General features: G+C 64.7%; 22 protein-coding genes. 11 read left to right on the top strand and 11 right to left on the bottom strand.

The features are described from left to right. Positions 1–26 precede the first annotated feature (26 nt). The 6 genes from mnmE (at position 27) to MAFF_RS18480 (ending at position 6,994) form a co-directional block, all read left to right on the top strand. The gene (mnmE, locus tag MAFF_RS18505; RefSeq protein WP_010912472.1) at positions 27–1,358 is read left to right on the top strand and encodes a tRNA uridine-5-carboxymethylaminomethyl(34) synthesis GTPase MnmE; all 1,332 of its coding nucleotides are present in this window, start codon (positions 27–29) and stop codon (positions 1,356–1,358) included. 449 nt (positions 1,359–1,807) lie between these two features. Beyond that, entirely contained in the window at positions 1,808–3,679 is a 1,872-nt protein-coding gene (mnmG, locus tag MAFF_RS18500) for a tRNA uridine-5-carboxymethylaminomethyl(34) synthesis enzyme MnmG (RefSeq protein WP_010912471.1), read from the top strand. Next, entirely contained in the window at positions 3,676–4,308 is a 633-nt protein-coding gene (gene rsmG / locus MAFF_RS18495) for a 16S rRNA (guanine(527)-N(7))-methyltransferase RsmG (RefSeq protein ID WP_010912470.1), read from the top strand. The genes mnmG and rsmG overlap by 4 nt, the downstream gene beginning before the upstream one ends. Before the next feature lie 54 nt (positions 4,309–4,362). Next, complete coding sequence (locus tag MAFF_RS18490) at positions 4,363–5,163, top strand: ParA family protein (protein ID WP_010912469.1); 801 nt, start codon at positions 4,363–4,365, stop codon at positions 5,161–5,163. Between the two features lie 79 nt (positions 5,164–5,242). Then, positions 5,243–6,130, top strand: a complete 888-nt coding sequence (locus tag MAFF_RS18485) for a ParB/RepB/Spo0J family partition protein (RefSeq protein ID WP_010912468.1) — start codon at positions 5,243–5,245, stop codon at positions 6,128–6,130. 240 nt (positions 6,131–6,370) lie between these two features. Then, entirely contained in the window at positions 6,371–6,994 is a 624-nt protein-coding gene (locus MAFF_RS18480) for a DUF1326 domain-containing protein (protein WP_044548518.1), read from the top strand. Between the two features lie 18 nt (positions 6,995–7,012). On the opposite strand, the gene holA is transcribed toward MAFF_RS18480, so the two are convergent. After that, positions 7,013–8,056 carry a DNA polymerase III subunit delta gene (gene holA / locus MAFF_RS18475; protein WP_010912466.1) on the bottom strand — a complete coding sequence of 348 codons (1,044 nt, stop codon included), beginning with the start codon at positions 8,054–8,056 and terminating at the stop codon, positions 7,013–7,015. A gap of 306 nt (positions 8,057–8,362) precedes the next feature. Here holA and MAFF_RS18470 point away from each other — a divergent pair, with 306 nt between their 5' ends. The 4 genes from MAFF_RS18470 (at position 8,363) to lpdA (ending at position 13,659) form a co-directional block, all read left to right on the top strand. Beyond that, the gene (locus MAFF_RS18470) at positions 8,363–9,595 is read left to right on the top strand and encodes a 3-methyl-2-oxobutanoate dehydrogenase (2-methylpropanoyl-transferring) subunit alpha (RefSeq protein WP_010912465.1); all 1,233 of its coding nucleotides are present in this window, start codon (positions 8,363–8,365) and stop codon (positions 9,593–9,595) included. Between the two features lie 3 nt (positions 9,596–9,598). Beyond that, the gene (locus MAFF_RS18465; RefSeq protein WP_010912464.1) at positions 9,599–10,612 is read left to right on the top strand and encodes an alpha-ketoacid dehydrogenase subunit beta; all 1,014 of its coding nucleotides are present in this window, start codon (positions 9,599–9,601) and stop codon (positions 10,610–10,612) included. A 16-nt stretch (positions 10,613–10,628) separates the two neighbouring features. Beyond that, a complete protein-coding gene (locus MAFF_RS18460) occupies positions 10,629–11,945 on the top strand; it encodes a dihydrolipoamide acetyltransferase family protein (RefSeq protein ID WP_010912463.1) in 1,317 nt (438 codons plus the stop codon). Between the two features lie 319 nt (positions 11,946–12,264). Further along, entirely contained in the window at positions 12,265–13,659 is a 1,395-nt protein-coding gene (gene lpdA / locus MAFF_RS18455) for a dihydrolipoyl dehydrogenase (protein WP_010912462.1), read from the top strand. A 157-nt stretch (positions 13,660–13,816) separates the two neighbouring features. On the opposite strand, the gene MAFF_RS18450 is transcribed toward lpdA, so the two are convergent. After that, positions 13,817–14,920 (bottom strand): saccharopine dehydrogenase family protein, encoded by a 1,104-nt coding sequence (locus tag MAFF_RS18450; protein ID WP_010912461.1) that lies wholly within the window; start codon positions 14,918–14,920, stop codon positions 13,817–13,819. A gap of 178 nt (positions 14,921–15,098) precedes the next feature. Here MAFF_RS18450 and MAFF_RS18445 point away from each other — a divergent pair, with 178 nt between their 5' ends. Further along, positions 15,099–15,527, top strand: coding sequence for an Lrp/AsnC family transcriptional regulator (locus tag MAFF_RS18445; RefSeq protein ID WP_010912460.1), 429 nt, complete (start codon positions 15,099–15,101; stop codon positions 15,525–15,527). Between the two features lie 141 nt (positions 15,528–15,668). Here MAFF_RS18445 and MAFF_RS18440 read toward each other — a convergent pair whose 3' ends face one another. The 9 genes from MAFF_RS18440 to MAFF_RS18395 form a co-directional block, all read right to left on the bottom strand. Further along, positions 15,669–15,923, bottom strand: coding sequence for a DUF1344 domain-containing protein (locus MAFF_RS18440; RefSeq protein WP_044548515.1), 255 nt, complete (start codon positions 15,921–15,923; stop codon positions 15,669–15,671). Between the two features lie 256 nt (positions 15,924–16,179). Beyond that, positions 16,180–18,834: an ABC transporter permease gene (locus tag MAFF_RS18430; protein ID WP_010912458.1), complete on the bottom strand. Its 2,655-nt coding sequence runs from the start codon at positions 18,832–18,834 to the stop codon at positions 16,180–16,182. Further along, positions 18,831–19,514, bottom strand: coding sequence for an ABC transporter ATP-binding protein (locus tag MAFF_RS18425; RefSeq protein ID WP_196774173.1), 684 nt, complete (start codon positions 19,512–19,514; stop codon positions 18,831–18,833). Before MAFF_RS18425 ends, MAFF_RS18430 begins: the two co-directional genes overlap by 4 nt. Continuing rightward, positions 19,507–20,169 carry an ABC transporter ATP-binding protein gene (locus tag MAFF_RS18420; protein WP_010912456.1) on the bottom strand — a complete coding sequence of 221 codons (663 nt, stop codon included), beginning with the start codon at positions 20,167–20,169 and terminating at the stop codon, positions 19,507–19,509. Before MAFF_RS18420 ends, MAFF_RS18425 begins: the two co-directional genes overlap by 8 nt. A 1-nt stretch (position 20,170) precedes the next feature. Then, positions 20,171–20,776, bottom strand: a complete 606-nt coding sequence (locus MAFF_RS18415; protein WP_010912455.1) for a hypothetical protein — start codon at positions 20,774–20,776, stop codon at positions 20,171–20,173. Between the two features lie 134 nt (positions 20,777–20,910). After that, positions 20,911–22,287, bottom strand: coding sequence for a sensor histidine kinase (locus tag MAFF_RS18410; RefSeq protein WP_010912454.1), 1,377 nt, complete (start codon positions 22,285–22,287; stop codon positions 20,911–20,913). Beyond that, positions 22,284–22,967 carry a winged helix-turn-helix domain-containing protein gene (locus tag MAFF_RS18405; protein ID WP_010912453.1) on the bottom strand — a complete coding sequence of 228 codons (684 nt, stop codon included), beginning with the start codon at positions 22,965–22,967 and terminating at the stop codon, positions 22,284–22,286. Before MAFF_RS18405 ends, MAFF_RS18410 begins: the two co-directional genes overlap by 4 nt. 109 nt (positions 22,968–23,076) lie before the next feature. Beyond that, complete coding sequence (locus MAFF_RS18400; protein WP_044548511.1) at positions 23,077–23,871, bottom strand: COG4705 family protein; 795 nt, start codon at positions 23,869–23,871, stop codon at positions 23,077–23,079. Positions 23,872–24,009: 138 nt separating this feature from the next. Next, complete coding sequence (locus MAFF_RS18395) at positions 24,010–24,267, bottom strand: hypothetical protein (RefSeq protein WP_044548509.1); 258 nt, start codon at positions 24,265–24,267, stop codon at positions 24,010–24,012. Positions 24,268–24,499: the final 232 nt, after the last annotated feature.

The raw sequence follows: 24,499 nt of genomic DNA, 5'->3' as shown, positions 1-24,499 counted from the left end.
CTAGGGCGGTTCAACAGAGCGGGCAAATGATTTCAGGCGATTCGATCGTTGCGCTGTCGAGCGGCCGGCTTCCGGCCGGTGTCGCCGTGCTGCGTATCTCCGGTCCGCAGACTCGATTCGTGGTCGAAACGATTGCTGGTGGCATGGTTAAGGACCGGGTGGCGGTCTTGCGCAGATTCAAGGCGCCGGATGGAACCGTGCTCGACAGCGGCTTGGTCATCTTCTTTCCCGGTCCGGCCAGCTTTACCGGGGAGGATGTCGCCGAATTCCATGTCCATGGCGGACGCGCCGTCGTGGCGCGGATGCTGGAGATCATCAGTGGTTTCGACGGCGTCAGGCACGCCGAACCCGGCGAATTCACGCGCCGCGCCTTTCTCAACGGCAAGGTCGACCTGGTCGAGACGGAAGCACTGGCGGATCTGGTCAATGCCGAGACCGAGGCGCAGCGACGCTTCGCGGTCCGCAATGCCGAGGGTGTCCAGAGCGAGCTCTATCTGAGCTGGCGCCGCCGACTGATCCATGCGCGGGCGATGATCGAGGCCGAGATCGATTTTGCTGATGAAGATGACGTGCCAGGATCCGTTTCGGATACGGTCTGGTCTGATGTCCGGGCGATGATTGGCGAGATCGATCGGCATATCGCCGGATTTCACGCCGCCGAGATCATCCGCGAAGGCTTCGAGGTGGTGATTCTCGGCGCGCCGAATGCCGGCAAGTCGAGTCTGTTCAACGCCTTGGCGCGGCGCGATGCAGCTATTGTAACGGATGAGCCGGGCACGACGCGGGACCTACTCGAGGTGACGCTGGATCTCGGCGGCCTGCGTGTCAGGCTGACGGACACGGCCGGCTTGCGCGAAGCGCCGGGTAAGGTCGAGGCGATCGGCATCGAGAAGGCGCGGGCCAAGGCCGACCGCGCCGATCTCTTGCTGCTGCTGGAGGACATTTTGGCGCCCGGGGTCCTTGGGCCGTTGCCGGGCAAGGCGCCTCTTTTGCGGGTCGGCACCAAACTCGACCTGCTGGATGAGGGGTCGGCTCGGGAGGCGGCCGGTCGCTACGACGTTGCCATTTCTGTTGTAGGCGGGACTGGCGTGGAAGCGCTGCTGGCTGAAATCGGCCGTCGCGCGGCGGATGCCGCCGGCGACGTCGGCGATGTTCTGCCGTCGCGCCTGCGCCATGTCGAACTGCTCGGTGAGGCGAATCGCCATCTGCTTCGCGCCGCCGCCGAGGACGCAGCAGGTCAGGAACTGCGCGCCGAAGAGCTGCGACTGGCGGCGGACAGCCTGGGTCGAATCGTCGGCGCGATCGATGTCGAGGACATGCTGGACGTGATCTTTTCGCAGTTCTGCATCGGGAAATGACTCACGTGAAACAATGACTTGGGCGAACACGCCGGGGATCTCCGTGGTGGTGATGCATTTGCGGAAACGCCTGTCACTTCGTCATCCTAGGGCGAAGCAAGGAGCGGAGCGACGCGGCGCAGACCCTAGGATCCATGCCGGGACTCTGCAGCGCCGCAACAGTGCAGAATTCCGCTGCACCCTACATCTAATGTCACGGAATGGATCCTAGGGTCTCCGTTACGGAGCTTCGCTCCTACTTCGCCCTAGGATGACTAAGTATGGGACGCCTCGGCACCCCCTTGGCCGTGACTCACGTGAAACAATCGGAATGGCCATGACTCACGTGAAACATCGCCGGACATACCTCTCACCCCTGTTTCACGTGAAACTTGCCGCGAAGTTTTCTTGACAGCTTGGCCCTGCGGGGACATGTGTCCCTCAATCGCTTTTTGAGTCCAGGATTTGAAATGACCGATCACTATGATGTGGTTGTGGTGGGCGGCGGCCATGCGGGATGCGAGGCGGCCAGTGCCGCCGCGCGCGCCGGCGCAAAAACCGCGCTGGTGACGCTGCGCTTCGATACGATCGGCGTGATGTCGTGCAATCCGGCGATTGGCGGGCTCGGTAAGGGCCATCTGGTCCGCGAGATCGACGCCATGGACGGGCTGATGGGTCGGGTGGCGGATGCCGCCGGGATCCAGTTCCGTCTGCTCAACCGCCGCAAGGGTCCGGCGGTGCGCGGGCCACGCACGCAGGCCGATCGAAAGCTCTATCGCCTTGCTATGCAGGAAGCGATTCGGCAGCAGAACGATCTCGACGTGGTCGAGGGCGAGGTGCTGGATTTCGAGATCAACGAAGGACGGATCACTGCTGTCCTCCTGGCCGGCGGCCGGAGGCTTGCCTGCGGCGCCGTGGTCCTGACGACAGGCACTTTCCTGCGCGGCCTCATTCATATTGGCGAGAAGAAGATCGTCGCCGGCCGCATGAACGAGCAGGCGAGCCTTGGTCTGTCGGCGACCATGGACCGCGCCGGCTTCAAGCTCGGCCGCCTGAAGACCGGCACGCCACCGCGGCTGGATGGAAAGACCATCGACTGGGCGTCGCTGGAAAGCCAGGCTGCGGACGAGGATCCGGTGCCGTTCTCACTGATGAGCGACCGCATCACCACACCGCAGATCGAGTGCGGCATCACGCGCACGACATCAGCCACACATGAGCTGATCCGCGCCAATCTCGGGCGCTCCGCCATGTATTCCGGATCGATCGAAGGCGTCGGGCCGCGCTATTGCCCGTCGATCGAGGACAAGATCGTCAAGTTCGGCGACCGCGACGGCCACCAGATCTTTCTCGAGCCAGAGGGGCTCGACGACGACACGGTCTATCCCAATGGGATTTCGACCTCGCTGCCGCAGGATGTGCAGCTCGAGATCCTTAAGACAATTCCGGGGCTGGAGCGCGCGACCATGCTGCAGCCCGGCTATGCTATCGAGTATGATCATGTCGATCCGCGCGAGCTGCATCAGACGCTGGAGACCAAGCGCATCGCTGGCCTCTTTCTCGCTGGGCAGATCAACGGCACCACGGGCTATGAGGAGGCGGCTGGCCAGGGCTTGCTCGCTGGCCTCAACGCGGCGCGGCGGGCAGCGGGCGGCGAGCAGATCGTGCTGAGCCGCACCGAGGCCTATATCGGCGTGATGGTCGACGATTTGACCAGCCGCGGCATCAGCGAACCCTACCGCATGTTCACCTCGCGCGCCGAATTCCGGCTGTCATTGCGCGCCGACAATGCCGATGAACGGCTGACGCCGCTTGCCGCGAAGCTGGGGATCGCCTCGGTGCAGCGGATGCAGCGCTATGGCGATGTCATGCAGCGGCTCGACGCGGCGCGCGAATTGGCCAGATCGGTGGCGATGACCCCGAATGAGGCGGCGCGGCAAGGGCTGGAGATCAACCGGGACGGCGTGCGCCGGTCGGGTTATGAGCTGCTGGCCTATCCCGACGTCGATGTCGCCTGGCTGGCCAGGGTCGAGCCAAAATTTGCGGCGATCGACGCCAAGACCGCGGAACGTCTCGAAACGGAAGCGAAATATTCGGTCTATCTCGACCGGCAGAAGAGCGATGTCGCGCAGATCCGCCACGAGGAGAGCCGGCTGATCCCCGAGACGGTCGATTTCGCAGGTGTGCCGGGCCTGTCCAATGAATTGAAACAGAAGATGCAGGCGCGGCGGCCGCGGTCCATCGCCGACGCGCAGCGCATGGAGGGCATGACGCCGGCGGCATTGGCGATCATTGTCGCGCATGTCCGGCATTATGAGAATGCGCAGAGAGACGTTGCGTGAGCTCTTTCTCCCTAGAGAGCCTGCAGGACGCGGCGGGTCCGGTTTCACGTGAAACATTCGATCGCCTGGTGGCGTTCGAAGCCATGTTCCAGAAATGGAATCGCAGCATCAATCTGGTGGCGCAGTCGACCGCGGGCGATGTCTGGCAGCGCCACATCCTCGACAGCGCACAGCTGGCGCGCATAGAGCCCAATGCCACGCATTGGGTCGATATCGGTTCGGGCGGCGGATTTCCCGGCCTGGTCATGGCTTTCCTGCTCGCCGAGCGTGCTGGGGCCAGCATCGATCTGGTGGAGTGCAATCGAAAAAAGGCATCGTTCCTGCAAACCGTCATCGGCCAGTTCAACCTGCCGGCGCGGGTCGTGGCGCGCCGCATCAAGGACAGCCATGCGCTTGTTCCGCAACCGCAAATCGTCACGGCACGGGCCCTGGCCTCGCTTTCGGTCCTGCTCGAGCTGACGGCACCCTGGTTGACATCAGGCGCGCGCGGCCTGTTCCACAAAGGCCGGGATTACCGCGCCGAAGTGCAAGAAAGCGTTAACCGATGGGCCTTCGATCTGGTAGAACATCCCAGTGTGACGGACCCCCATGGCGTCATCCTGGAACTGTCTAACCTGCGACCTGTCTGATCTTCGACTTGTCGGGCTATTTGGCGACCCAAAATGAATTTCTGGCATAAACCCATGTTGAAAAACGGCCCCCGAATCATCACCGTAGCCAACCAGAAGGGCGGTGTCGGCAAGACCACCACCGCCATCAATCTGGCCACCGCTCTGGCCGCGATCGGCGAAAAGGTGCTGATCGTCGACCTCGACCCGCAGGGCAATGCCAGCACTGGCCTCGGCATCGACCGCAAGGACCGCACGGTCTCGTCCTACGACGTGCTGACCGGCGAGCTGGAGCTGGAGGCCGCGGCCATTCCGACCGCCGTGCCCGGCCTGTCGATCGTGCCGTCGACGCTCGACCTGCTCGGCATCGAAATGGAGATCGCCTCGGCGCCCGACCGGGTGCTGCGGCTGCGCAACGCCTTGCGTGCCGCCTCGGCGCGGTCTGCCGGTTTCGGCTATGTGCTGATCGACTGCCCGCCGTCCCTCAACCTGCTCACGCTGAATTCGATGGCGGCGGCCGATTCGGTGCTGGTGCCGCTGCAATGCGAGTTCTTCGCGCTCGAAGGTCTCAGCCAATTGCTGGAAACCGTCGAGCAGGTGCGCCGGTCGATCAATCCCGACCTCACCATCCAGGGCATCGTGCTGACCATGTATGACGGCCGCAACAATCTGGCCAACCAGGTGGTTCAGGATGTGCGGGAACATATGGGCGACAAGGTCTACGAAACCATCATTCCACGCAATGTGCGGGTGTCGGAGGCGCCGTCCTACGGCAAGCCGGCGATCCTTTACGATTTGAAGTGCTCGGGCAGCCAGGCCTATCTGCAACTGGCCTCGGAAGTGATCCGCCGCGAGCGTAAATTGCGCGCCGCTTGATTGGATCGGGTGCAGAATTAACAGCCGATTCGATACCGAAACGATCCAAACGATTATCCAAAATAGACCTGGAATAGACATGAGCGAAGACCTTTCGAGGAAAAGACTGGGCCGTGGCCTTGCGGCACTGATCGGCGAGATCGATCGCCCGGCGGCTCCGGAAAAGCCCGGCATGAGCGCCGACGGCAAGGTGCCGATCGAGTTTCTCAGCCCCAATCCGAAAAATCCGCGCCGGCATTTTGGCGACGCCGAACTGACCGACCTCGCCCAGTCGATCCGCGAACATGGCGTGGTCCAGCCGGTGGTGGCGCGGCCGTCGCCGACGCAGGCGGGCCGCTACGAGATCATCGCGGGCGAGCGGCGCTGGCGCGCGGCGCAGCGCGCCGGGCTGACCGAGATCCCGGTCATCATCCGTGAGGTCAACGACCGCACTGCGCTTGAGCTGGCGATCATCGAGAACGTCCAGCGCACCGACCTCAACGCCGTCGAGGAAGCGCTGGGCTACCAGCAGCTGATCGACGAGCACGGCTACACCCAGGCCGATCTCGGCAATGTCATCGGCAAGAGCCGCAGCCACGTCGCCAACACGCTCAGGCTGCTGAAGCTGCCGGACGTGATCCGCGACATGCTGGTCGACGGCGCGCTGTCGGCCGGCCATGCCCGCACGCTGGTGACGGCGGAGGATCCGGCCGGCCTCGCCAAGCGCATCGTCGAGGAAGGGCTTTCCGTGCGTCAGGCCGAAGCGCTGGCGCAGATGCCGGCCGGCCCCACGCCGGCCAAGCCGAAGCAGCCGCAAGCCGCGCCGGAAAAGGATGCCGACACGCTGGCGCTGGAAAAGCTGATGACCGACACGCTCGGCATGATCGTGGCCATCGATCACAAGGGCAAGGGCGGCGAACTGCGGGTGTCCTATCGGTCGCTGGAGCAGCTCGATGAGCTGTGCCGGAGATTGAAGCAGGAGCAGTAGTTAGCCGGCGAATTGTCTGGGTTTTCCTACTCCCCTTGTGGGAGAAGGGAAGCAGCTCCAGCGCTCGCGGCTTGACAGTGCCGGGCGACGGCGTAACCTATATTAGACATGGCTTAAATGAATTGCCCTGGCGTGCCGGCCAATCGCGGCGGGGGCTATTTGCCATTCCTGCACTAGTCGTGAAATGGCACCGCCTCGCCAAAGTGATATGCCGACGCGCCTGACGCATGGGAGGTGCAAATGGCCGTCCGTTGGCAATTGTCCGGAAGCTACTTCGAAAATTGCAGCTGCGATGTCGTGTGTCCGTGCCTGCTGTCCACCAAGGCGCAGCTGACATCGAGGCCGACCAAAGGCGTTTGCGACGTCGGTCTGGTCTTTCATATCGATACGGGCAATTACGGCGACGTTCGATTGGACGGGCTGAGTGTCGCGCTGGTCGCTCACACGCCGGGCCCGATGGCAGACGGCAATTGGACAGCCGCCGCCTATATCGACGAACGGGCCGATGACAGGCAGACAGAGGCGCTGGGCGCCATCTTCACTGGCGCCGCGGGCGGCCCCATGGCGGTGTTGGCACCCATGATCGGCACGAATCTCGGCGCCAAGAAGGTGCCGATAGACTACCGGATAGACGGCAAAAAGCGATCAGCGGCGATCGCCGGGGTCATGCAGATGGCGGTCGAGCCGCTGCCGACAATGCGCGAAGACGGGCAGATGTGGGCGGCCACCGGCCATCCCGTCAATCCCGACTGGCTCGGCATGGCGATGGGGGCGCAAGGCAGTACATTCAGCGACCATGGCATGAGCTGGGACAATTCCGGCCAAAACGGACATTACGCCCCGATCAATTGGTCCGGCGAGTAGCACGGGAGGATCGCTGGCCTAACGCTGCCCCAGCCTCGCGCTCTCCACCGCAATGCCGAGCAGCGCCTGGCGCGCCAGCGCCTCTGACAGATCGGGCCGTTTGCGGGTCTGCAGCACCGCGGTCTGCAGCCGGGTTAGCGCGCGGCTCAGCGCATCGCTGCTCCAGCGCTCGAGCGCCTTCTCCACCAGCTTGCGCCGCGAAAAGAAAACCGGCGGGCGCGCGGCGGCGACCACCGACGCGGCATTGCGCCCGCCAGAGTCCATCTGGCCGCGCATGATTTGGATCTGCTGCAGCTGGCGCATCGCCGAGGACAGCACCAGGAAGGGTGGGCCGCCGGACTGGCAGTGGCGGGTGAAGGCGGTGTCGAAGTCGCCGACCTTGCCTTCCAGCAGCGCGTCGACGGCGTCGTCGAACGAGGTGCCGGACACGTCGCCCGACATCGCCCTGACATCCTCCAGGCCGATCTCCTTCTGGCCGTGGGCGTAGAGGATGAGTTTTTCGATCTCGCCGCGCGAAGCGAGCCTGTCGCCGCCGAGATTGCGGCGCAGCGCCTGCCTCGCCTCCAGCGTCATCGACATGCCGGCCTTGCGCAATTCATCGTCGATGACCGTGTCGATGTCGCGGGCCTCGTCGGCGTAGCAAGGCAGCGCCATGGCATTGTCGGCGCCCTCGACCACGGCGCGCAAGCCGACGCCCTTCTTGAGGTCGCCGGCCTCGATGAGGATGATGGCATCGCGCGCGGGCTCCGCTGTCAGCGCCTTGACGTCCTCGGCCAGCGCCTTCTGGCCGGTGGCATTGCGCACCCAGAGCAGGCGGCGGTCGGAAAACATCGGCACGGTGCGGGCTTCGTCGAGCAGCCGGCCTTCGTCGCGGTCGACCTCCGACCCCTCGAGCCGGACCACGGAAAACGGATCGTCGAGCGGCAGGCCGGTCTTTTCGGCAAAGGCCTTTGCACGCTCGGAGACGAGGCCGCGATCGGGGCCGTAGAGCAGGACGATGGAGATGCGCGCGTCAGGCCGCGCGAGCCAGGAATCGACCTCGAAAGCTTTCTTCTGTGCCATGGGGGGTGGTTAGCATGATGTTGGCGCGGCGTGAACAGAGTTCGATCTCCCCCCACGAGGGGGGAGATTGGCGGCTTCAACCGCAGCGCAGTGAATCGCCTTATCTTCCGACAAACCCCGCCCAAGCTTGCACCAAATTGCGCGCCGCCGTGAAACATCGACAAGAAATTTCGCGGACATATCTTCATCTTGGCGCAGGGGAGGCTGGATCGGCCGGCGCGGCCGGTCCGATGACCTTCGGCGAATTCGCACTGGACGCGCGGATGTGCAAATATCGGCGCCAGGCAACATTGGAGGACGAAGGTCATGGCCGATGCTGGCATGTTGCGTTTCCATGTTCCGGAACCGGAAGTGCGGCCGGGCGGCACGCCTGATTTTTCCAACGTGACCATCGCCGCGGCCGGTTCGGTGCCGCGCCCCGACATCGATGTCGATCCGCGCACCATCCGCGACATGGCCTTTTCCATCATCCGCGTGCTGAACCGCAATGGCGAAGCCGTCGGCCCGTGGGCCGGGCTGCTCTCCAATGAGGAGCTGCTCGAAGGCCTGCGCCATATGATGACGCTCAGGACCTTCGACGCGCGCATGCAGATGGCGCAGCGCCAGGGCAAGACCTCCTTCTACATGCAGCATCTCGGCGAAGAGGCGGTGAGCTGCGCCTTCCGCAAGGCACTCGAGCCGGGCGACATGAATTTCCCGACCTATCGGCAGGCCGGCCTGCTCATCGCCGACGGCTATCCGATGGTCACGATGATGAACCAGATCTATTCCAACGAGGCCGACCCGCTGAAGGGCCGGCAGCTGCCGATCATGTATTCGTCGAAGGAGCACGGCTTCTTCTCGATCTCCGGCAATCTGGCGACGCAGTACATCCAGGCGGTCGGCTGGGCGATGGCCTCGGCGATCTCGAACGATTCGAAGATCGCGGCGGCCTGGATCGGCGACGGCTCGACGGCGGAATCCGATTTTCACTCGGCGCTGGTGTTCGCTTCCACCTACAAGGCGCCGGTCGTGCTCAATGTCGTCAACAACCAGTGGGCGATCTCGACCTTTCAAGGCATAGCGCGCGGCGGCTCCGGCACCTTCGCGGCGCGCGGTCTCGGCTTCGGCATCCCGTCGCTGCGTGTCGACGGCAATGACTATCTCGCCGTGCATGCGGTGGCCAAATGGGCGGCCGAGCGGGCGCGGAAGAATCTCGGGCCCACGCTGGTCGAATACGTCACCTACCGCGCCGGCGCCCATTCCAGTTCGGACGATCCTTCGGCCTACCGACCGAAGACCGAATCCGACGCCTGGCCACTCGGCGATCCGGTCGTGCGGCTGAAGAACCATCTGATCGGGCTCGGGGTCTGGTCGGACGAACGCCACGCGCAGGCCGAGGCCGAAATCCTCGACACGGTGATCGCGGCGCAGAAGGAGGCGGAAAGCCACGGCACGCTGCATGCCGGCGGCAAGCCGTCGACCCGCGACATGTTCGAGGGCCTCTATGCCGAGATGCCGCCGCATCTCAGGCGCCAGCGCCAGCAGGCGGGAGTCTGAGCCATGCCGAGACGGACCATGATCGAGGCCATTCGTGACGCCATGGATGTGTCGATGGGACGTGACGACAAGGTCGTCGTGTTCGGCGAGGATGTCGGCTTCTTCGGCGGCGTCTTCCGCTGCACGCAGGGCCTGCAGGCCAAATACGGCAAGAGCCGCTGCTTCGACGCGCCGATCAACGAATCCGGCATTGTCGGCTCGGCCATCGGCATGGCCGCCTACGGGCTGAAGCCCTGCGTGGAAATTCAGTTTGCCGACTACATGTATCCGGCCTACGACCAGCTGACCCAGGAGGCGGCTAGACTGCGCTACCGTTCGAACGGCGATTTCACCTGCCCGATCGTGGTTCGCATGCCGACCGGCGGCGGCATTTTCGGCGGCCAGACGCACAGCCAGTCCCCGGAAGCCTTGTTCACCCACGTCTCCGGCTTGAAGACTGTTGTGCCCTCCAACCCGCATGATGCCAAGGGGCTGCTGATCGCGGCGATCGAGGATCCCGATCCGGTGATCTTCCTCGAGCCGAAGCGGCTCTACAACGGCCCCTTCGACGGCCATCACGACCGGCCGGTGACGCCCTGGTCGAAGCATGAGCTGGGTGAGGTTGCCGACGGTCACTACACCGTGCCGCTCGGCAAGGCGGCGATCCGCCGAGCCGGCTCGGCGGTCACCGTGCTCGCCTACGGCACCATGGTCTATGTCGCGCAGGCCGCGGCCGAGGAGACCGGCATCGATGCCGAGATCATCGATCTGAGAACGCTCTTGCCGCTCGACCTCGACGCCATCGTCGCCTCGGTCAAGAAGACCGGGCGCTGCGTCATCGTGCATGAGGCGACGCTGACCTCGGGCTTCGGCGCCGAGCTGTCGGCGCTGGTGCAGGAAAACTGCTTCTACCATCTGGAGGCGCCGGTGGCGCGGGTCGCCGGCTGGGACACGCCCTATCCGCACGCGCAGGAATGGGATTATTTCCCCGGTCCCGCCCGGGTCGGCCGCGCGCTCATCGAAACATTGGAAGCCTAAAGTGGGGAGGCCTGACATGGGCGAACACATCATCAAGCTTCCCGATGTCGGCGAAGGCGTCGCTGAGGCCGAACTCGTCGAATGGCACGTCAAGGTCGGCGACATGGTGCGCGAGGACACGGTGCTCGCCGCCGTCATGACCGACAAGGCGACGGTCGAGATCCCGTCGCCCGTCGATGGCGAGATCCTGTGGCTGGGCGCCGAGATCGGCGACACGGTGGCGATCGGCTCCCCTATCGTGCGGCTGAAAGTGGCGGGAGAGGGCAATGTAAAGCCGAAAGGCGATGCCAAGGCCGAGGCGGTGGCCGCCGAACCGCCGGCCAAGCTCCCGACGCCGAAGCCCGAAACCGCCGGGCCGGTCGCGAAGGCCTCGCCAAAGGCCGGCGCCCCGGAGGCGAAACCCGCTCCGGCCGTTGCGAAAAGCACTGGGCAGAGGTCCATCTCCGGCGCGCCGCGCCCGGAGGGTGAAAGGCCGTTGGCGTCGCCGGCCGTGCGGCTGCGGGCGAAGGAGGCCGGCATCGATCTCCGGCAGGTCGCGGGAAGCGGCCCGGCCGGGCGCATCGGCCATGAGGATATCGAGGCGTTCCTGGCGCGCGGCCCGCAGGTCGCCAAGACGTCCGGCCTAACCCGCAACGATGCGGTCGAGGACATCAAGGTGGTGGGTTTGCGGCGCAAGATCGCCGAGAAGATGACGCTGTCCAAATCGCGCATCCCGCACATCACCTATGTCGAGGAGATCGACGTCACGGCACTCGAGGAGTTGCGCGCCGCGCTCAACAAGGAGAAGCGGGCAGACAGGCCGAAGCTGACATTGTTGCCGTTCCTGATGCGGGCGATGGTCAAGGCGATCGCGGAGCAGCCCCAGCTCAATTCGCTGTTCGACGACGAGGCCGGCATCATCCACCAGCATGGCGGCATCCATATCGGCATCGCCGCGCAGACGCCGTCCGGGCTTGTGGTGCCTGTCGTCAAGCATGCCGAGGCGCGCGACATCTGGGATTGCGGCGCCGAGGTCAACAGGCTGGCCGAGGCGGCCAAGTCCGGCACGGCGACGCGCGACGAGCTGTCCGGCTCGACCATCACCATCACCTCGCTCGGCGCCATGGGCGGCATTGCGACGACGCCGGTCATCAACCATCCGGAAGTGGCGATCATCGGCGTCAACAAGATGATGGTGCGGCCGGTGTGGGACGGCACCCAGTTCATCCCGCGCAAGATGATGAACCTGTCGTCCAGCTTCGACCACCGGGTGATCGACGGCTGGGATGCCGCGGTGTTCGTGCAACGGATCAAGGCGCTGCTGGAAACGCCGGCGCTGATCTTTGTGGATTGAGGGTGATGGCTTTGGCTCGGTCACCGCTGACAAGTTCCTGGCTGCCGATCGGTGTCGCCTGTGATTGGCTCCAGCCCTTCACGCGTTCGTCATCCTCGGGCTTGACCCGAGGATCCATGCCGCGACCGATGTCGAAGGGTGCGGCGGAGCAGAATTCTGCACCGTTGCAGCGCACGAACGTCACGGCATGGATCCCGGGGTCTACGCGCGTCGCTACGCTCCTTGCTCCGCCCCAGGATGACGAAGGCGCGAGCGCCTCGGCCAATCCTAGACGTAAGCGATACGGCACGAAGGCAAGGCGACCGATGGAGGTGACCCCATGAAAGAGATCTCCTGCAAGCTGCTCGTCATCGGCGCCGGCCCGGGCGGTTACATCTGCGCCATCCGTGCCGGCCAGCTCGGCGTCGACACGGTCATCGTCGAGGCCGGTAAGCCCGGCGGCACCTGCCTCAATGTCGGCTGCATCCCGTCCAAGGCGCTGATCCATGCGGCGGAAGAGTTCGAGAAGGTCGCCCACATGGCCGGCGGCAAGAGCCCGCTCGGCATCTCGGTATCGGCACCGGTGCTCGATCTTGGCAAAACCATCGCCTGGAAGGACGGCATTGTCAGCCGGCTCAACAGCGGCGTCGCCGGGCTGCTGAAGAAGGCCGGGGTGAAGACCGTGCATGGCTGGGCGATGTTCCGCGACGGCAAGACCGTCGAAGTCGAGACCGAGACGGGAAGCCAGGTGATCCGGGCCGAGACGATCGTCATCGCCACCGGTTCGGCGCCGGTCGAACTGCCGTTTCTGCCCTTTGGCGGGCCTGTGATATCGTCGACGGAAGCGCTGGCCTTGAGCGTGGTGCCGAAGAAGCTTGCGGTTGTGGGCGGCGGCTATATCGGGCTGGAGCTTGGCATGGCCTTCGCCAAGATGGGCGCTGAAGTGACCTTGGTCGAGGCCTTGCCGCGCGTGCTGGCACAGTATGACGCCGAGCTGACCCGGCCCGTGGTCAAGCGGCTTGCGGCGCTTGGCGTCGAAGTCATGACCGAGGCCAAGGCCAAGGGGCTGTCGACCAAGGGCGACGCGCTGCTGGTCGAAACAGCGGACGGCAAGAATACCAAGGTTTCCGCCGACAAGATCCTGGTGACGGTCGGCCGCAAGCCGGTGACCGAAGGCTGGGGCCTCGACCAGATCGACCTCGACATGTCAGGCAAATTCATCCGCATCGACGACCAGTGCCGCACCTCGATGCGCGGCATCTTCGCCATCGGCGACGTCACCGGCGAGCCGATGCTGGCGCATCGGGCGATGGCGCAAGGCGAAATGGTCGCGGAGATCGTCGCCGGCCACAAGCGCAACTGGGACAAGCGCGCAATCCCCGCCGTCTGCTTCACTGATCCGGAGCTGGTGACGGTTGGGCTGTCGCCCGAGGAAGCCAAGGCCCAGGGCGAGATCAAGATCGGGCTGTTCCCGTTCGCCGCCAACGGACGGGCGATGACGAAGCTCGGCGAGGATGGTTTCGTCCGCGTCGTGGCGCGGGCCGACAACCATCTGGTGCTCGGCATCCAGGCGGTCGGGCAGGGCGTGTCGGAACTGTCGACGGCGTTCGGCCTGGCGCTGGAGATGGGGGCGCGGCTGGAGGACATCGCCGGCACCATCCATGCGCACCCGACGCAAGGCGAGGGGTTCCAGGAAGCGGCGCTGAAGGCGCTCGGGCACGCGCTGCATATTTAGAGGTTTTACCCTCCCCCTTGTGGGGAGGGTCGATCCGGGAAGCGGAGCGGGGTGGGGGGTCTTCTCCGATCGTCGGCGCTCACCCCCACCCCGTCCCGCAATCTCCGCTTCGCTCCGATTGCGAGCCGACCCCCCCACAAAGGGGAGGGTGAAGAGTTCAGCTCGCCAGCCGGCTCACCATCTCATGCTGGGCATAGGCTCGGCCGAAGCGGTTGGCCAGAAAGGCATCCAGCGCGATGTCTTCCTGCTTGACGAAGCCGGTCGCCGGCAGGCTGCCGTCGGCCAGCATGTCGAGCACGGCGCAGATGCCGGACGCCGTGGTGATCTGGATGGCGCTGCGCACCTGGTTGCCGACGCGCTGCGAGTAGATCTTGTTGGCATAGGTTTCCTGCAGCAGGCGGCCGTTGCGGCGGCCGGAGACGGTGACGAAGACGATGACCACGTCCTGCAGCGTCGCCGGCAGCGCGCTTTCGAAAATGTCCTTCAGCACGTCGCGGCGGTGGCGCAGGCCGAGATCGTTGAGCAGCGCCTTCATGATGGCGGCGTGGCCGGGATAGCGGATGGTGCGGTAGTTCAGCGTGCGCACCTTGCCCTTCAGCGTCTCGGCCAAGGTGCCGAGCCCGCCCGAGGTGTTGAACGCCTCGTAGGTGACGCCGTCGAGCGAGAATTCCTCGCGCTCTTCCAGTGGCGGCACCTCGATCAGCTCGCCCTCGACGATCGCCTCGCAGGGCTCGCAATATTCGTTGATGACGCCGTCGGTGCTCCAGGTCAGATTGTAGTTCAGCGCATTGGACGGGTATTGCGGCAGCGCGCCGACGCGCATGCGCACGCTTTCCAGCGTGTCGAAGCGGCTGGCCAGATCATTGGCGACGATCGAGATGAAGCCCGGCGCCAGCCCGCATTGCGGGATGAAGGCGCTCTTGCCCGAACGCGCCAGCTCCTTGACGCGGCGGGTCGAGACGACATCCTCGGTGAGGTCGAGATAATGCACGCCGGTACTGGCCGCAGCTTCGGCGATGCGCGTGGTGAGATGGAAGGGGGCGGCGCTCAGCACGGCGAACTTGCCGGTTAAGGCTGCCTCAAGCGTGCCGGGAGCGGCAATGTCGAGCTCGAGCGTCTCGACGCCGGCGGGGACTTCGGCCGCGGCGAGCTGCGCCGCCGAGCGGTCGACGAGAGTGACGCGGTAGTCGCCGGTCGCGGCGAGCATTCCGGCGATGGTCGAGCCGATCTTGCCGGCGCCGACGATAACGATGTTGTTCATGGTCAAATACCCCTGCCAGTTTCGATTTACGCAATTCCCTAGGGAAAACCGCTTCACGCTTTTCCTGGAATTGCTCACGAATTGGCGGGAATCATCGCAGCTTGCCTGTCGAAAGGAAGCGTGAAATCTGGCAGAGTGAACCCTATCTTTAGTCGATCCGCCGAAGGGATTTGTCAAAATGCTCAGTGAAGCCGAACAGGCGCTGCTTTCCCTGCTGCGTTCCAACGCCCGTGCTTCGACGGCCGAACTGGCGCGGCGTCTCGGCGTGTCGCGCACCACGGTGCAGAGCCGGATCGAGCGGCTGGAGCAGCGCGGCATCATATCAGGGTATGGCGTCAAGCTCTCCGCCGACTATGAACAGGGCCTGGTCAAGGCGCATGTGTTGCTCACCGTCACGCCCAAGCTCGCCGACAAGGTGGTGCGCGCCCTGCAGGCGCTGCCGCCGGTCAGGACGCTGCATTCGGTGAGCGGCAATTTCGACATGATCGTCATCGTCGACGCGCCGTCGATCCGCGACCTAGACGCGCTGCTCGACCAGATCGGCGCCATGGACGGGGTCGAGCGGACCTCATCGTCGATCATTTTGTCGACGCGGATCGATCGGTGAGCGACAAGCCCGTACCGATTTGCAAAAACCCGGCAGGGTGCCCACGCCCAGTTCGATCGCCTGATCACCGGAATACCTCAAGACGCCGAACCCACCGACAGCGGTCGAGACCGCTGCCGACGGAATTGGGCCACGTGGCGTCTATTTAGCCGGCTTGATGCTCGATGCCGCCAGCTTACCGGCCTTGGTCGAATAGGTCACCACCACCTTCTCGCCGACCTTCAGCGTCTCGGCCTCGATGCCTTCCGGCAGCACGAAGGTCTTGCCGTCGGAAAGCGTGATGGAGTCGCCCTTCTTGTCGATGCTGGCAATGGTGCCGGTGGCCGCCTCGGCGAAAGCACCGGTCGAGGATATGACGGCGAGTATCATTGCGGCTGCGATAGCTGACTTCTTCATGGTCTTTTTCCCGTTTGACTTGGTTGTGAAGCCGCTGGCTATTGGCCTGGAGCGGCTCCGGTATCCGGGCCGTTTGGCCGCCGGATCTGCCTCTTCGTTTCGACGCAATTCCCAAGGGAAGGCGCTCCGCGCTTTCCCCGAAAACCACACCGCGCTTTTCCTGGATTTGCGCCAGCGAGAGACAAAACGAGCTTAGGCCGTGGAGTTGTCGAGGGGCTGGCCGCAACTTTACAAATAGGTAAGTCGACGCTTGGCCTCACAAATCGCGCAGCTGTTCCGCTGCCTGTTCCGCCGACGGCTTGGCGGACCAAACGGCGGCAGCCACCGAAGCGGCGACGAGACCGAGCATGACCGCCAGATAAAGCCAGGGGATCGACAGTGCTTCGGGTGGCGGATCGAAAACGCCGGTCAACAGCTTGACCAGCATCCATGCCGTCAACAGGCCAGAAAGCAGGCCGAACGTCATGCCGCCGACGAGGACCAGCAGACCTTCGCTCCACAGGAAGGCCGCGAGTTGGCGCGGTTTGGCGCCGATCGCGGCCAGGATGGCGAAAGGCCGGCGACGCTCGAAGAACCCCAGGGCCAGCATCAACCCGGCGGCGGCGGCCGCCATGACCACCGCAAAGCCCAGTTCGATTGTCGTCAATCCGGCGAGATCGACCGCGGTCAGGCTCGAGCCGATGAGATGAGCGGCCTGGCCGATGTCGGCCACCTTCAGCGACGGATCGGAGGTCAGCGCCGACGAAACCTGCCGGGCCAATGCGGCAGGATCGGCCCTGGCCCGCATGAGCACGTATTCGGACGCATCGGAGCCGGTCATCCCGGCCACATAGGCCGAATTGGCGACAAGGAAGGAATCCTTCGGCGCGGTCGGAAATTCGCGGGCGACGCCGATGAATTTGAAGGCCACGGGATGATACTGGTGATCCCTGGCATCGATGAGCCGCAAATTGATCGTATCGCCCTGCTGGAGCTGGAAATCCTGCACGGTCTCTTCCGAGACCAGAACGCCGTCCGGCGTCGCGGCGAGCAGGGCGAGCGTGCCCGCCGCGCTGGCGCCACTGAAATAGGCATCGGAAAGACCGGTGGCGCGTCCGATGCGGGCGGGATCGATGCCATAAAGATCCTGCAGGTCCGCGCCGACATAGGCAAAACGATGCTGCATGGGCTCGGCCGTTGCCGCTTCGGGCAGCGAGGCGAGTGCCGCAAGGTGCGCTCCGGCCGGCCTGTCCGTCGTGCCGAAGACGGTGACGTCGGAGCCGTTGGTCAGCTCGGCGTCGATGCGCGCCTGGGCATTGTAGGTGGTGTTGAAGATGGCGGTCGACGTGGCGAAGGAGATGGCCAGCGCGGTCATCGCAATGCCGATCGTCAGCCGCCCCGCTTGCCGCGACAGGGCGGCCGACACAATGGGCGCCAGTGCCCCCGATGCCGGGGCAACAATCATGCGCAGGAGCGCGCCATTGCGCGCGATCACCGTGGCCGACAGCCTGATTGTCAGCAGCGCCGTGCCAAGCCAGAACAAGGCCGGCGCGACGAATGCCTTGTAGTCCACCGCTGTCGCCGCCACGCCTTCGGGCGCAAGCACGATCTGGTATCCGGTACTCGCCGATTGCCAGAAGAACAACCCCGCTGCGGCGAGCAGCAGCATGTCCAGCCAAAGGCGCTGCCAGAGCGGCGCGCCCGGCCGGCTCACGGTCCGCCGTGCCGCGGTCACGGTCGCCCAGCGCGCGTCCCGCCACGCCGGGTAGAGAAAGGCGATGAACCCGACCAGCAGCCCGAACAAGGCGACAAGGAGCAGCGTCGGCACGTTGACGCCAAGCACCGCCCCGAGACCCGGAACGATAATGGCAAGCAGCGATGCCGCAGCCATGCCGATCGCGGTGCCTGCGATGGCCGCGACAGCGGCTTCCGTGGCGGACAGCAACAGGATGGCTTTGGTCGTCGCGCCGCGGACGCGAAGCAGCGCCTGCTCCGTGCGCCGGCGTGCCGCACTGGAGGCGGTGACGGCAAAGGTAAGCGCAACCGCCAGCGCGACGCCGGGCAGCCCGAGAAACAGGAACAGGACGGAGGCGTACAGCGCATCCTCGCGGACCGCCCCGAGGCGCGAACCGAGATTGTCGGCCACCAGCGCCTGACCGGCGACCCGCGCCTCGAGATTGTGCTGGGCGGCGGTGACAAAAGTATAGGCCGTGACGGGATCCGGCGGCAGCGCCTTGTGGGCCAGCCGCACATGCAATTGCAGCCGGGTGGTGTCGGGGCGCGCCTTCTGCTGCGGATCGAACAATTGCCGCCAGGCTTCCTGTGGCAGGATGAGGACATTGTCGGGTGGAGCCTGTGGCGCTGCCTGGGGCGGCAGGCCGACGGCCTGGAACAAAGCGTCGGCGTCCGGGAGGTCGACCACGCCGGCAATCCTGACCTCTGCCGGCGGCAGGCCGATCCGCCGGACCGAGACAGTGTCGCCAGGACCGACATGGAGGTTGGCGGCTGTCTGCTGGGCAATCAGCGCGCCGTCGAGGGTGCCGGAAAGCGAGCGGATTTCCGCCGGGAAATCGCTGGAATACTGGCTGTCGAAAGCAGCCGCCTGACCAGGCCCCGTGGTCTGGGTCGTGCCGCCGGTCTGTGCCTCGAAGCCGGCGACATCGGCATAGCGGACCGGATGCACGGCCGTGACCGGAGCAGCGTCCGTCAGCGCCTTGCCGACGAGGTCGGGATCGACACCGGAAATCACCTGCACCTGCCAGTCGATTGGAACTGCCAATACGGCCCGCACGGTCATCGATGCACCGGCGCTGGCGAGGAAGAGCGCCATCGTGGCGAGCAGAGCGACCGTCAGCGCGATGCCGGCGGCGGCACCGGCCACGCGCAGGAAGCGGCGGGCAAGCACACCACGAATCCACAGCAGGATGATCATGCGGCAGCCGCCCCGGGCCGATGCCCTGTGGTGAGCCGGCCGTGATCCATCGTCCAGCGCGTCGCCATGCGGTTGGCCACGGCTTCGTCATGTGTGGCTACGACCAGGGCGATGTCGGTGCCTTCCAGACGGTCGAACACGGCGTCGAAGAAGCGCAGCGCCGTTCGGCTGTCCAGCTGCCCCGTCGGCTCATCGGCCAGCACAAGCTTCGGACCTATGGCCAGAGCGCGCGCCATGGCAATGCGCTGGGCCTGGCCGCCGGACAGTTCCTCCGGCAGCTTATCGCCGAGTTCGCCAAGGCCGAACGATTGCAGAAGCGATGCCCCGATGTCGCTGGCGCCGACATTCTCGCCGGCCAGCAGCATGGGCAGGCCGACATTCTGGACCGCGGTGAGGGCAGGAAACAGGCTGGGCGACTGGAACACGAAGCCGATCTGGCGTGGCCTCAGAGTTTCGAATGAACCCAGTCCCGGCCATTCGACGGTACCGGCCGTCGGCCGGTCGAGGCCGCCGAGAATATGCAGCAGTGTCGTCTTGCCGCTGCCGGAAGGTCCGACGAGAGCGATGCGTGCACCCGACGCGATCTCGCAGTCGACATCGCGCAGCACGCTGATCCGGCCGGCGTTGCCATCCCGGAAGTCTCGTCCGAGGCCCTTTGCGACGACGAGCGTTTCAGCCACGGGCGATCCTCCCATCCTTCAGCCTGATGATGCGATCGGCCCTCTGCGCCAGCACCTTGCTGTGGGTGGCCAGCAGCGTCGCCAGTCCGGCGTCGCGCCGCGCCTCGAAATGGGCGATCAGCCGGGATTCGGTCTCGCTATCGACCTCCGCGGTCGGCTCGTCGGCAATCAGGATCGGCGGATCGGCGGCCAGTGCCACGGCAAGACCGGCGCGCGCGGTCTCGCCGCCGGACAGCTCGGTCGGAAAAGCGCGGGCGCGATGCGAAAGGCCGACACTTTCCAGCAGGCCGGCCATTCGCCGGTCGTCCGGCTTGTTCGCCAGCAGCATCTGCAATCGAAGGTTCTGCTCGACGTTCAGGTGGCCGAACAGGTTTCCCGACTGCAGCAGAATGCCGAAGCTGGCGGCGCGAACGCGCGTGCGATACGCTTCCGGTCGCCGCGTCAGCCGAACGCCGCCCACCTCGACATAGCCGCCATCCGGTTCATCGAGGCCGGTCACACAGGCCAGCAAGGTGGATTTGCCGCTGCCGGATGGTCCGACCAGGGCGACGATCTCGCCTGCGGCGATGTGGAAACTGACGCCTCGCAAGGCGGCCGTCTCGTCGTCGCCTATATGGAAAAAGCGATAGATCTCATGCGCGTCCAGCGCGTGCATCTCACTTCCACCGGAACGAGTTGGACATCAATTGCCATTGATCGACATTGTCGGCGCCCTTGGGTGCATAAAGTTCGAGCGCAACGAGCTTGCCGTCCTTGAAATAGAGGTAGCGTTCGTTTTCGAGGCGAACCTGCCGGTTGGTTACCGCGTTCGGCTCGGAGTTCGATGTGTAGACGATGCGGATCGCGGTACCGGCCGGCAGCTTGACCTGCTTGACCGCGCTGACCTTCACAGCACGCCCGGCCGCCTCGAGCTTGGCGACATAGTCCGCTTTGGCGCTGTCGACAGTGGGCGCGGCGTCCGCCTTGGAAACCGTGACCGCGACGCCATCCAACTTGTCGACGAAGCTTGCGCCGTCGGCACGGTCCGACCGTGCCCAGCCTTCCGGCACCTTCAGGGTGAACCCTAGCGGCGAGGTGTAGTCGATGAAGACCTGCGAATCGGGGATGTCGCCCGGCGGGTTCTTCTCCGGCTGGATGGGCTTCTCGGCGGCCGAGGCCGGCAGGCTGCCAAGCACCGGAGCCAGGAGGGCTGTCGTGCCCAGGCACGCCGCGACGGCGAGAGCGGGCAAGATACCGGTGGTTTTCCGAAAAAGGTCTTTCATTTTCCGCAGCCTTTCGATGGACGGTTGGGTCCATTCATTATGCCGCTGCAAGCTTACGGGCGGGTCGCCGGCCTCATACCCTTTCGTAAGCTATTGGCGCTCTGGTAAGTTTCTGGCACCAGCTTTCGGCCCTATCACGCCGCCGATCTTACCAGCGGAAAGCTCACCACCACGGCGAGGCCAGGCTGACAATCGTCAAGGGCGATGGATGCGCCATGCAAATCGGCAATGGCCCGCACCAGGCTGAGGCCAAGGCCGTTGCCCGGCGTCGAGCGGCTGTGGTCCAGCCGGTAGAGCCGCTGAAACACCTGTTCGCGCTCGTCCGGAGGAATGCCGGGTCCATTGTCGGCGACGCTGGCAACGACACGCTCGGCCTGGCGCGTCACCGACAGTTTGATGGTCGTCCCGGGCGGGCAATGGCGCAGCGCATTCTCGACCAGATTGGCGAACATCTGCGTCAACAGTTCCCGATCGCCATGAATCGGGTCTGCTGTCTCACGCAGTTGCGTCGACACCAGCGACTTTCCGTCGTCCTCGGCTACATCGGTGTAGATCTCGGCTATGATTTCCAGCACCTCGCCGAGATCGAGATCGGTGAACCGCGCCTTGCGGGCACCGGCCTCGATCTGAGCGATGCGCAACAACGCATCGAAGGTCTCGTTGATCTGATGGCCCTCCGCACGCGCGTCGGCCAGATCGTCGGAGACGTCCTGATCCCGCGCTGCCTTGTCGGCGGCGCCTTCCAGGATCATCTGCAGCCGGTTGAGCGGCGTCTTCAGATCATGCGCGATGTTGGCGCTGACCTGCTTCATGCCGTCCACCAGGCCCGACAGGCGATCGAGCGCCGCGTTGACCTGGCTGGAGACGATGTCGATGTCGTCGCCCGTGCCGGTCAGCGGAATGCGGGTATCGAGCCGGCCATGCGAGACATCGACCATGGTGGCGGCAATGCCATCGAGACGGAGCTGGACGCGCGAGGCAAGCAGGGCGCCGCCGGCGACCGCCAGTCCGGTGATGATCAGGGTTGCCCAGCCGAAGCTCATCATCGCCACTGTTTCCAGCTCCTCCGTTTCGGAAAGGCTGAAGGCGACCGTCAGATTGTTGCCGCCGACCGAACCGGAAAAGGCGCGATACTCCGTATCCGGAGGCACGCCTGGCAACACGGCGTCGAACCCCGAGAACCCGTCGGGAAGCCCGGTGGCGGTGAAGTTGCCGGCCAGGTGGTTCCCGGCCGGGTCGGTCAGCGAAAACAGCTGTTCTTTCTTCGGGCTGAGCTTCGCATGGCTTTCGATCGTGGCGACAAGGTCCTCCAGATCGTTCGCGGCATAGGTGGCGGCGACGACCGAATAGGTTTCCTTGATGCTCTCGTCGAGCCGTTCGGCAAGATCGGCGCTCATCATCTGGTAGACGATGGCGCCCGACAGCACGAAGGCCAGCATGAACAGGAAGCCGAATGTCAGGGCGAGCCGGAACGGCGTGCTGCGCAGCAGGCGAGACCAGCTTCCGGTCATGGCGCAAGCGGTGCGTGCAGGCTGTAGCCGGTGTTGCGGATGGTATGGATGAGCTGGGCCTCGAACGGCTTGTCGACCTTGGCCCGCAGCCGGCTGATATGGGTCTCGACGACACTGGTCTTGGGATCGAAATGAAAGTCCCAGACGCGCTCCAGAAGCATGGTGCGGGTGATGACGCGGCCCTCGCCGCGCATCAGCACCTCGAGCAGGCTGAATTCGCGCGGCTGCAGGTCGATCGGCTGGCCCTGGCGCGTGACGCGCCGCATGATGAGGTCCATTTCGAGGTCGGCGACCCGCAGCACCGTCTTCTGCTCCTGCGCCGCCGGCCGCCGGCCAAGCGCGTTGATGCGGGCAAGCAGCTCGGAAAAGGCGAAAGGCTTGACCAGATAGTCGTCGCCGCCGGCCTCCAGACCCTCGACGCGATCGTCGATGCCGCCGATGGAGGTGAGGAAGATCGCCGGCGTGCGCACGCCCGCCGCGCGCGCCGCCTTGACCATCGACAGGCCGTCGAGACCCGGGATCATGCGGTCGGCGACGATCACGTCATAGCTGCCGCTGGTGGCGGCGAAAAGCGCGTCATGGCCGTTGCGCAGGAGGTCGCAGACATGGCCGGCCTCGGTCAGTCCCCTGACGATATAGTCCGCTGTCTTTTGGTCGTCCTCGACAAGAAGAAGTCGCATCGCCGTTCCGGTTGATTGCCGATATCGGGCACAGGCTATCACCGGCATGGCCCCGTTCCTAGGATGGTCGAGCCCTGGGCGCTAACGAGGCCGGCTGCGGTGCTCGCCGTCAGTCCGATTCGAGCAGGATCTCGTCGGCATCGTCGGCCGTTCTCTTCAGCGTCATGTAGAGAACGAGTGCAGCGATGCAACCCAGGAAGATCAGGCTGGTGAAGGTGGTGCCGAAGCCGAGGCCGCCATATTCGAGCGGTTGCGACAGAAGATCGCCGAAGGAGGCGCCGAGCGGGCGCGTCAGGATATAGGCCAGCCAGAAGGCGAGGATGGCGTCCAGGTGGATGAGATAATAGGCAAGCGCGATCAGCGCGATGACGCCGCCGAACATAAGGCCCGACGTGAGATAGCCCATGTCGAAACTCTCGGCGACGAGATCGCCGGCGGCGGTGCCGAGCGAGAAGGTGAACAGGATCGCCAGCCAGTAGAAGATCTCCCGCCTCGTCGTGAAGATGGTGTGGATCGACAATGTTCTTTCGCTGGCGTACCAGACCGCGAAAGTCGCCGCGAGCGCGACCGAGAAGGCAATCGTCGTCGTCTGCAGGCGCACGCCGAACGTGTCGACGAGGTTGTCGGTGATCAGCGTGCCGACGACGCTGATCAGCACCACCGCCAGCCAGTAGGCCCAGGGCACGTAGCGTTTCTGCGCGAACTGCAGGCCAAGGGCGACGATCAGCACGCCGGTCATGATCAGCGAGGTGACGGTCAGCCCGAGCCCGAGATTGACGGCGAGATAGTCGGCCGCCGTCTCGCCCATGGTGACCGCCATCAGCTTGATCAGCCAGAAATCGAGCGTGACCTCCGGAACCCTGTTCTGGCTCGGTCCGGCAGACTGCTTGTTGGTTGGGAGCATGGCTGAAGTCCTGAGGTTGATGGTTGCGGCGGGGGTGAAAGCGCATCGCGAGGGATTCGTGCGATTCGACCCTATTTCATGCATCTCAATCGCTGCACACCCTCGGATGAGGCCCGAGGGTGCTTTGGACGGCATGGACTACTTGCCCATGACTTTCATGGCCTGGGCGAAGAAGTCGTCGGCGCGCTTGTCGTCATCGGCATTGCAGCGTTCGATGCCCTTGGTCTCCAGCTCCGAGACCTTGTTCTTGTCGGCGTCGTTGAGCTTGGCTGCCGCTTCAGCGGCACGAAGGGCCTTCAAACTTTCCTCACAGGGCGCGGGGGCCGCATAAGCGGTGGAAATCGCCGCCGAGACAGCGAGGGTCCCCACTGTGATGGCAAGTGCAAATCTTGTCATGAAACCATTCCCTATCTGATGCCGGTGGTCCGGCCGCGGTAATTGAAGCCGGCCCCTAATTGGCGGACCGGCATCTGAACGATAAGGAAGAGACTTCACTCCAGCCTGTCCCGGGGCATACAAATTCGTAAGGATGACCCCGGTTGGCGCAAAAGGCCTTTACGAACGCCGCGTGCTGCGCTGATAGAAGGTGACCGCCTTGTATCCGCCATCAATGGCGCGCCCCAGTGGC

Source organism: Mesorhizobium japonicum MAFF 303099 (genome assembly GCF_000009625.1).
Classification (GTDB): domain Bacteria; phylum Pseudomonadota; class Alphaproteobacteria; order Rhizobiales; family Rhizobiaceae; genus Mesorhizobium; species Mesorhizobium japonicum.
This window is presented reverse-complemented; position numbering and strand designations above follow the sequence as displayed.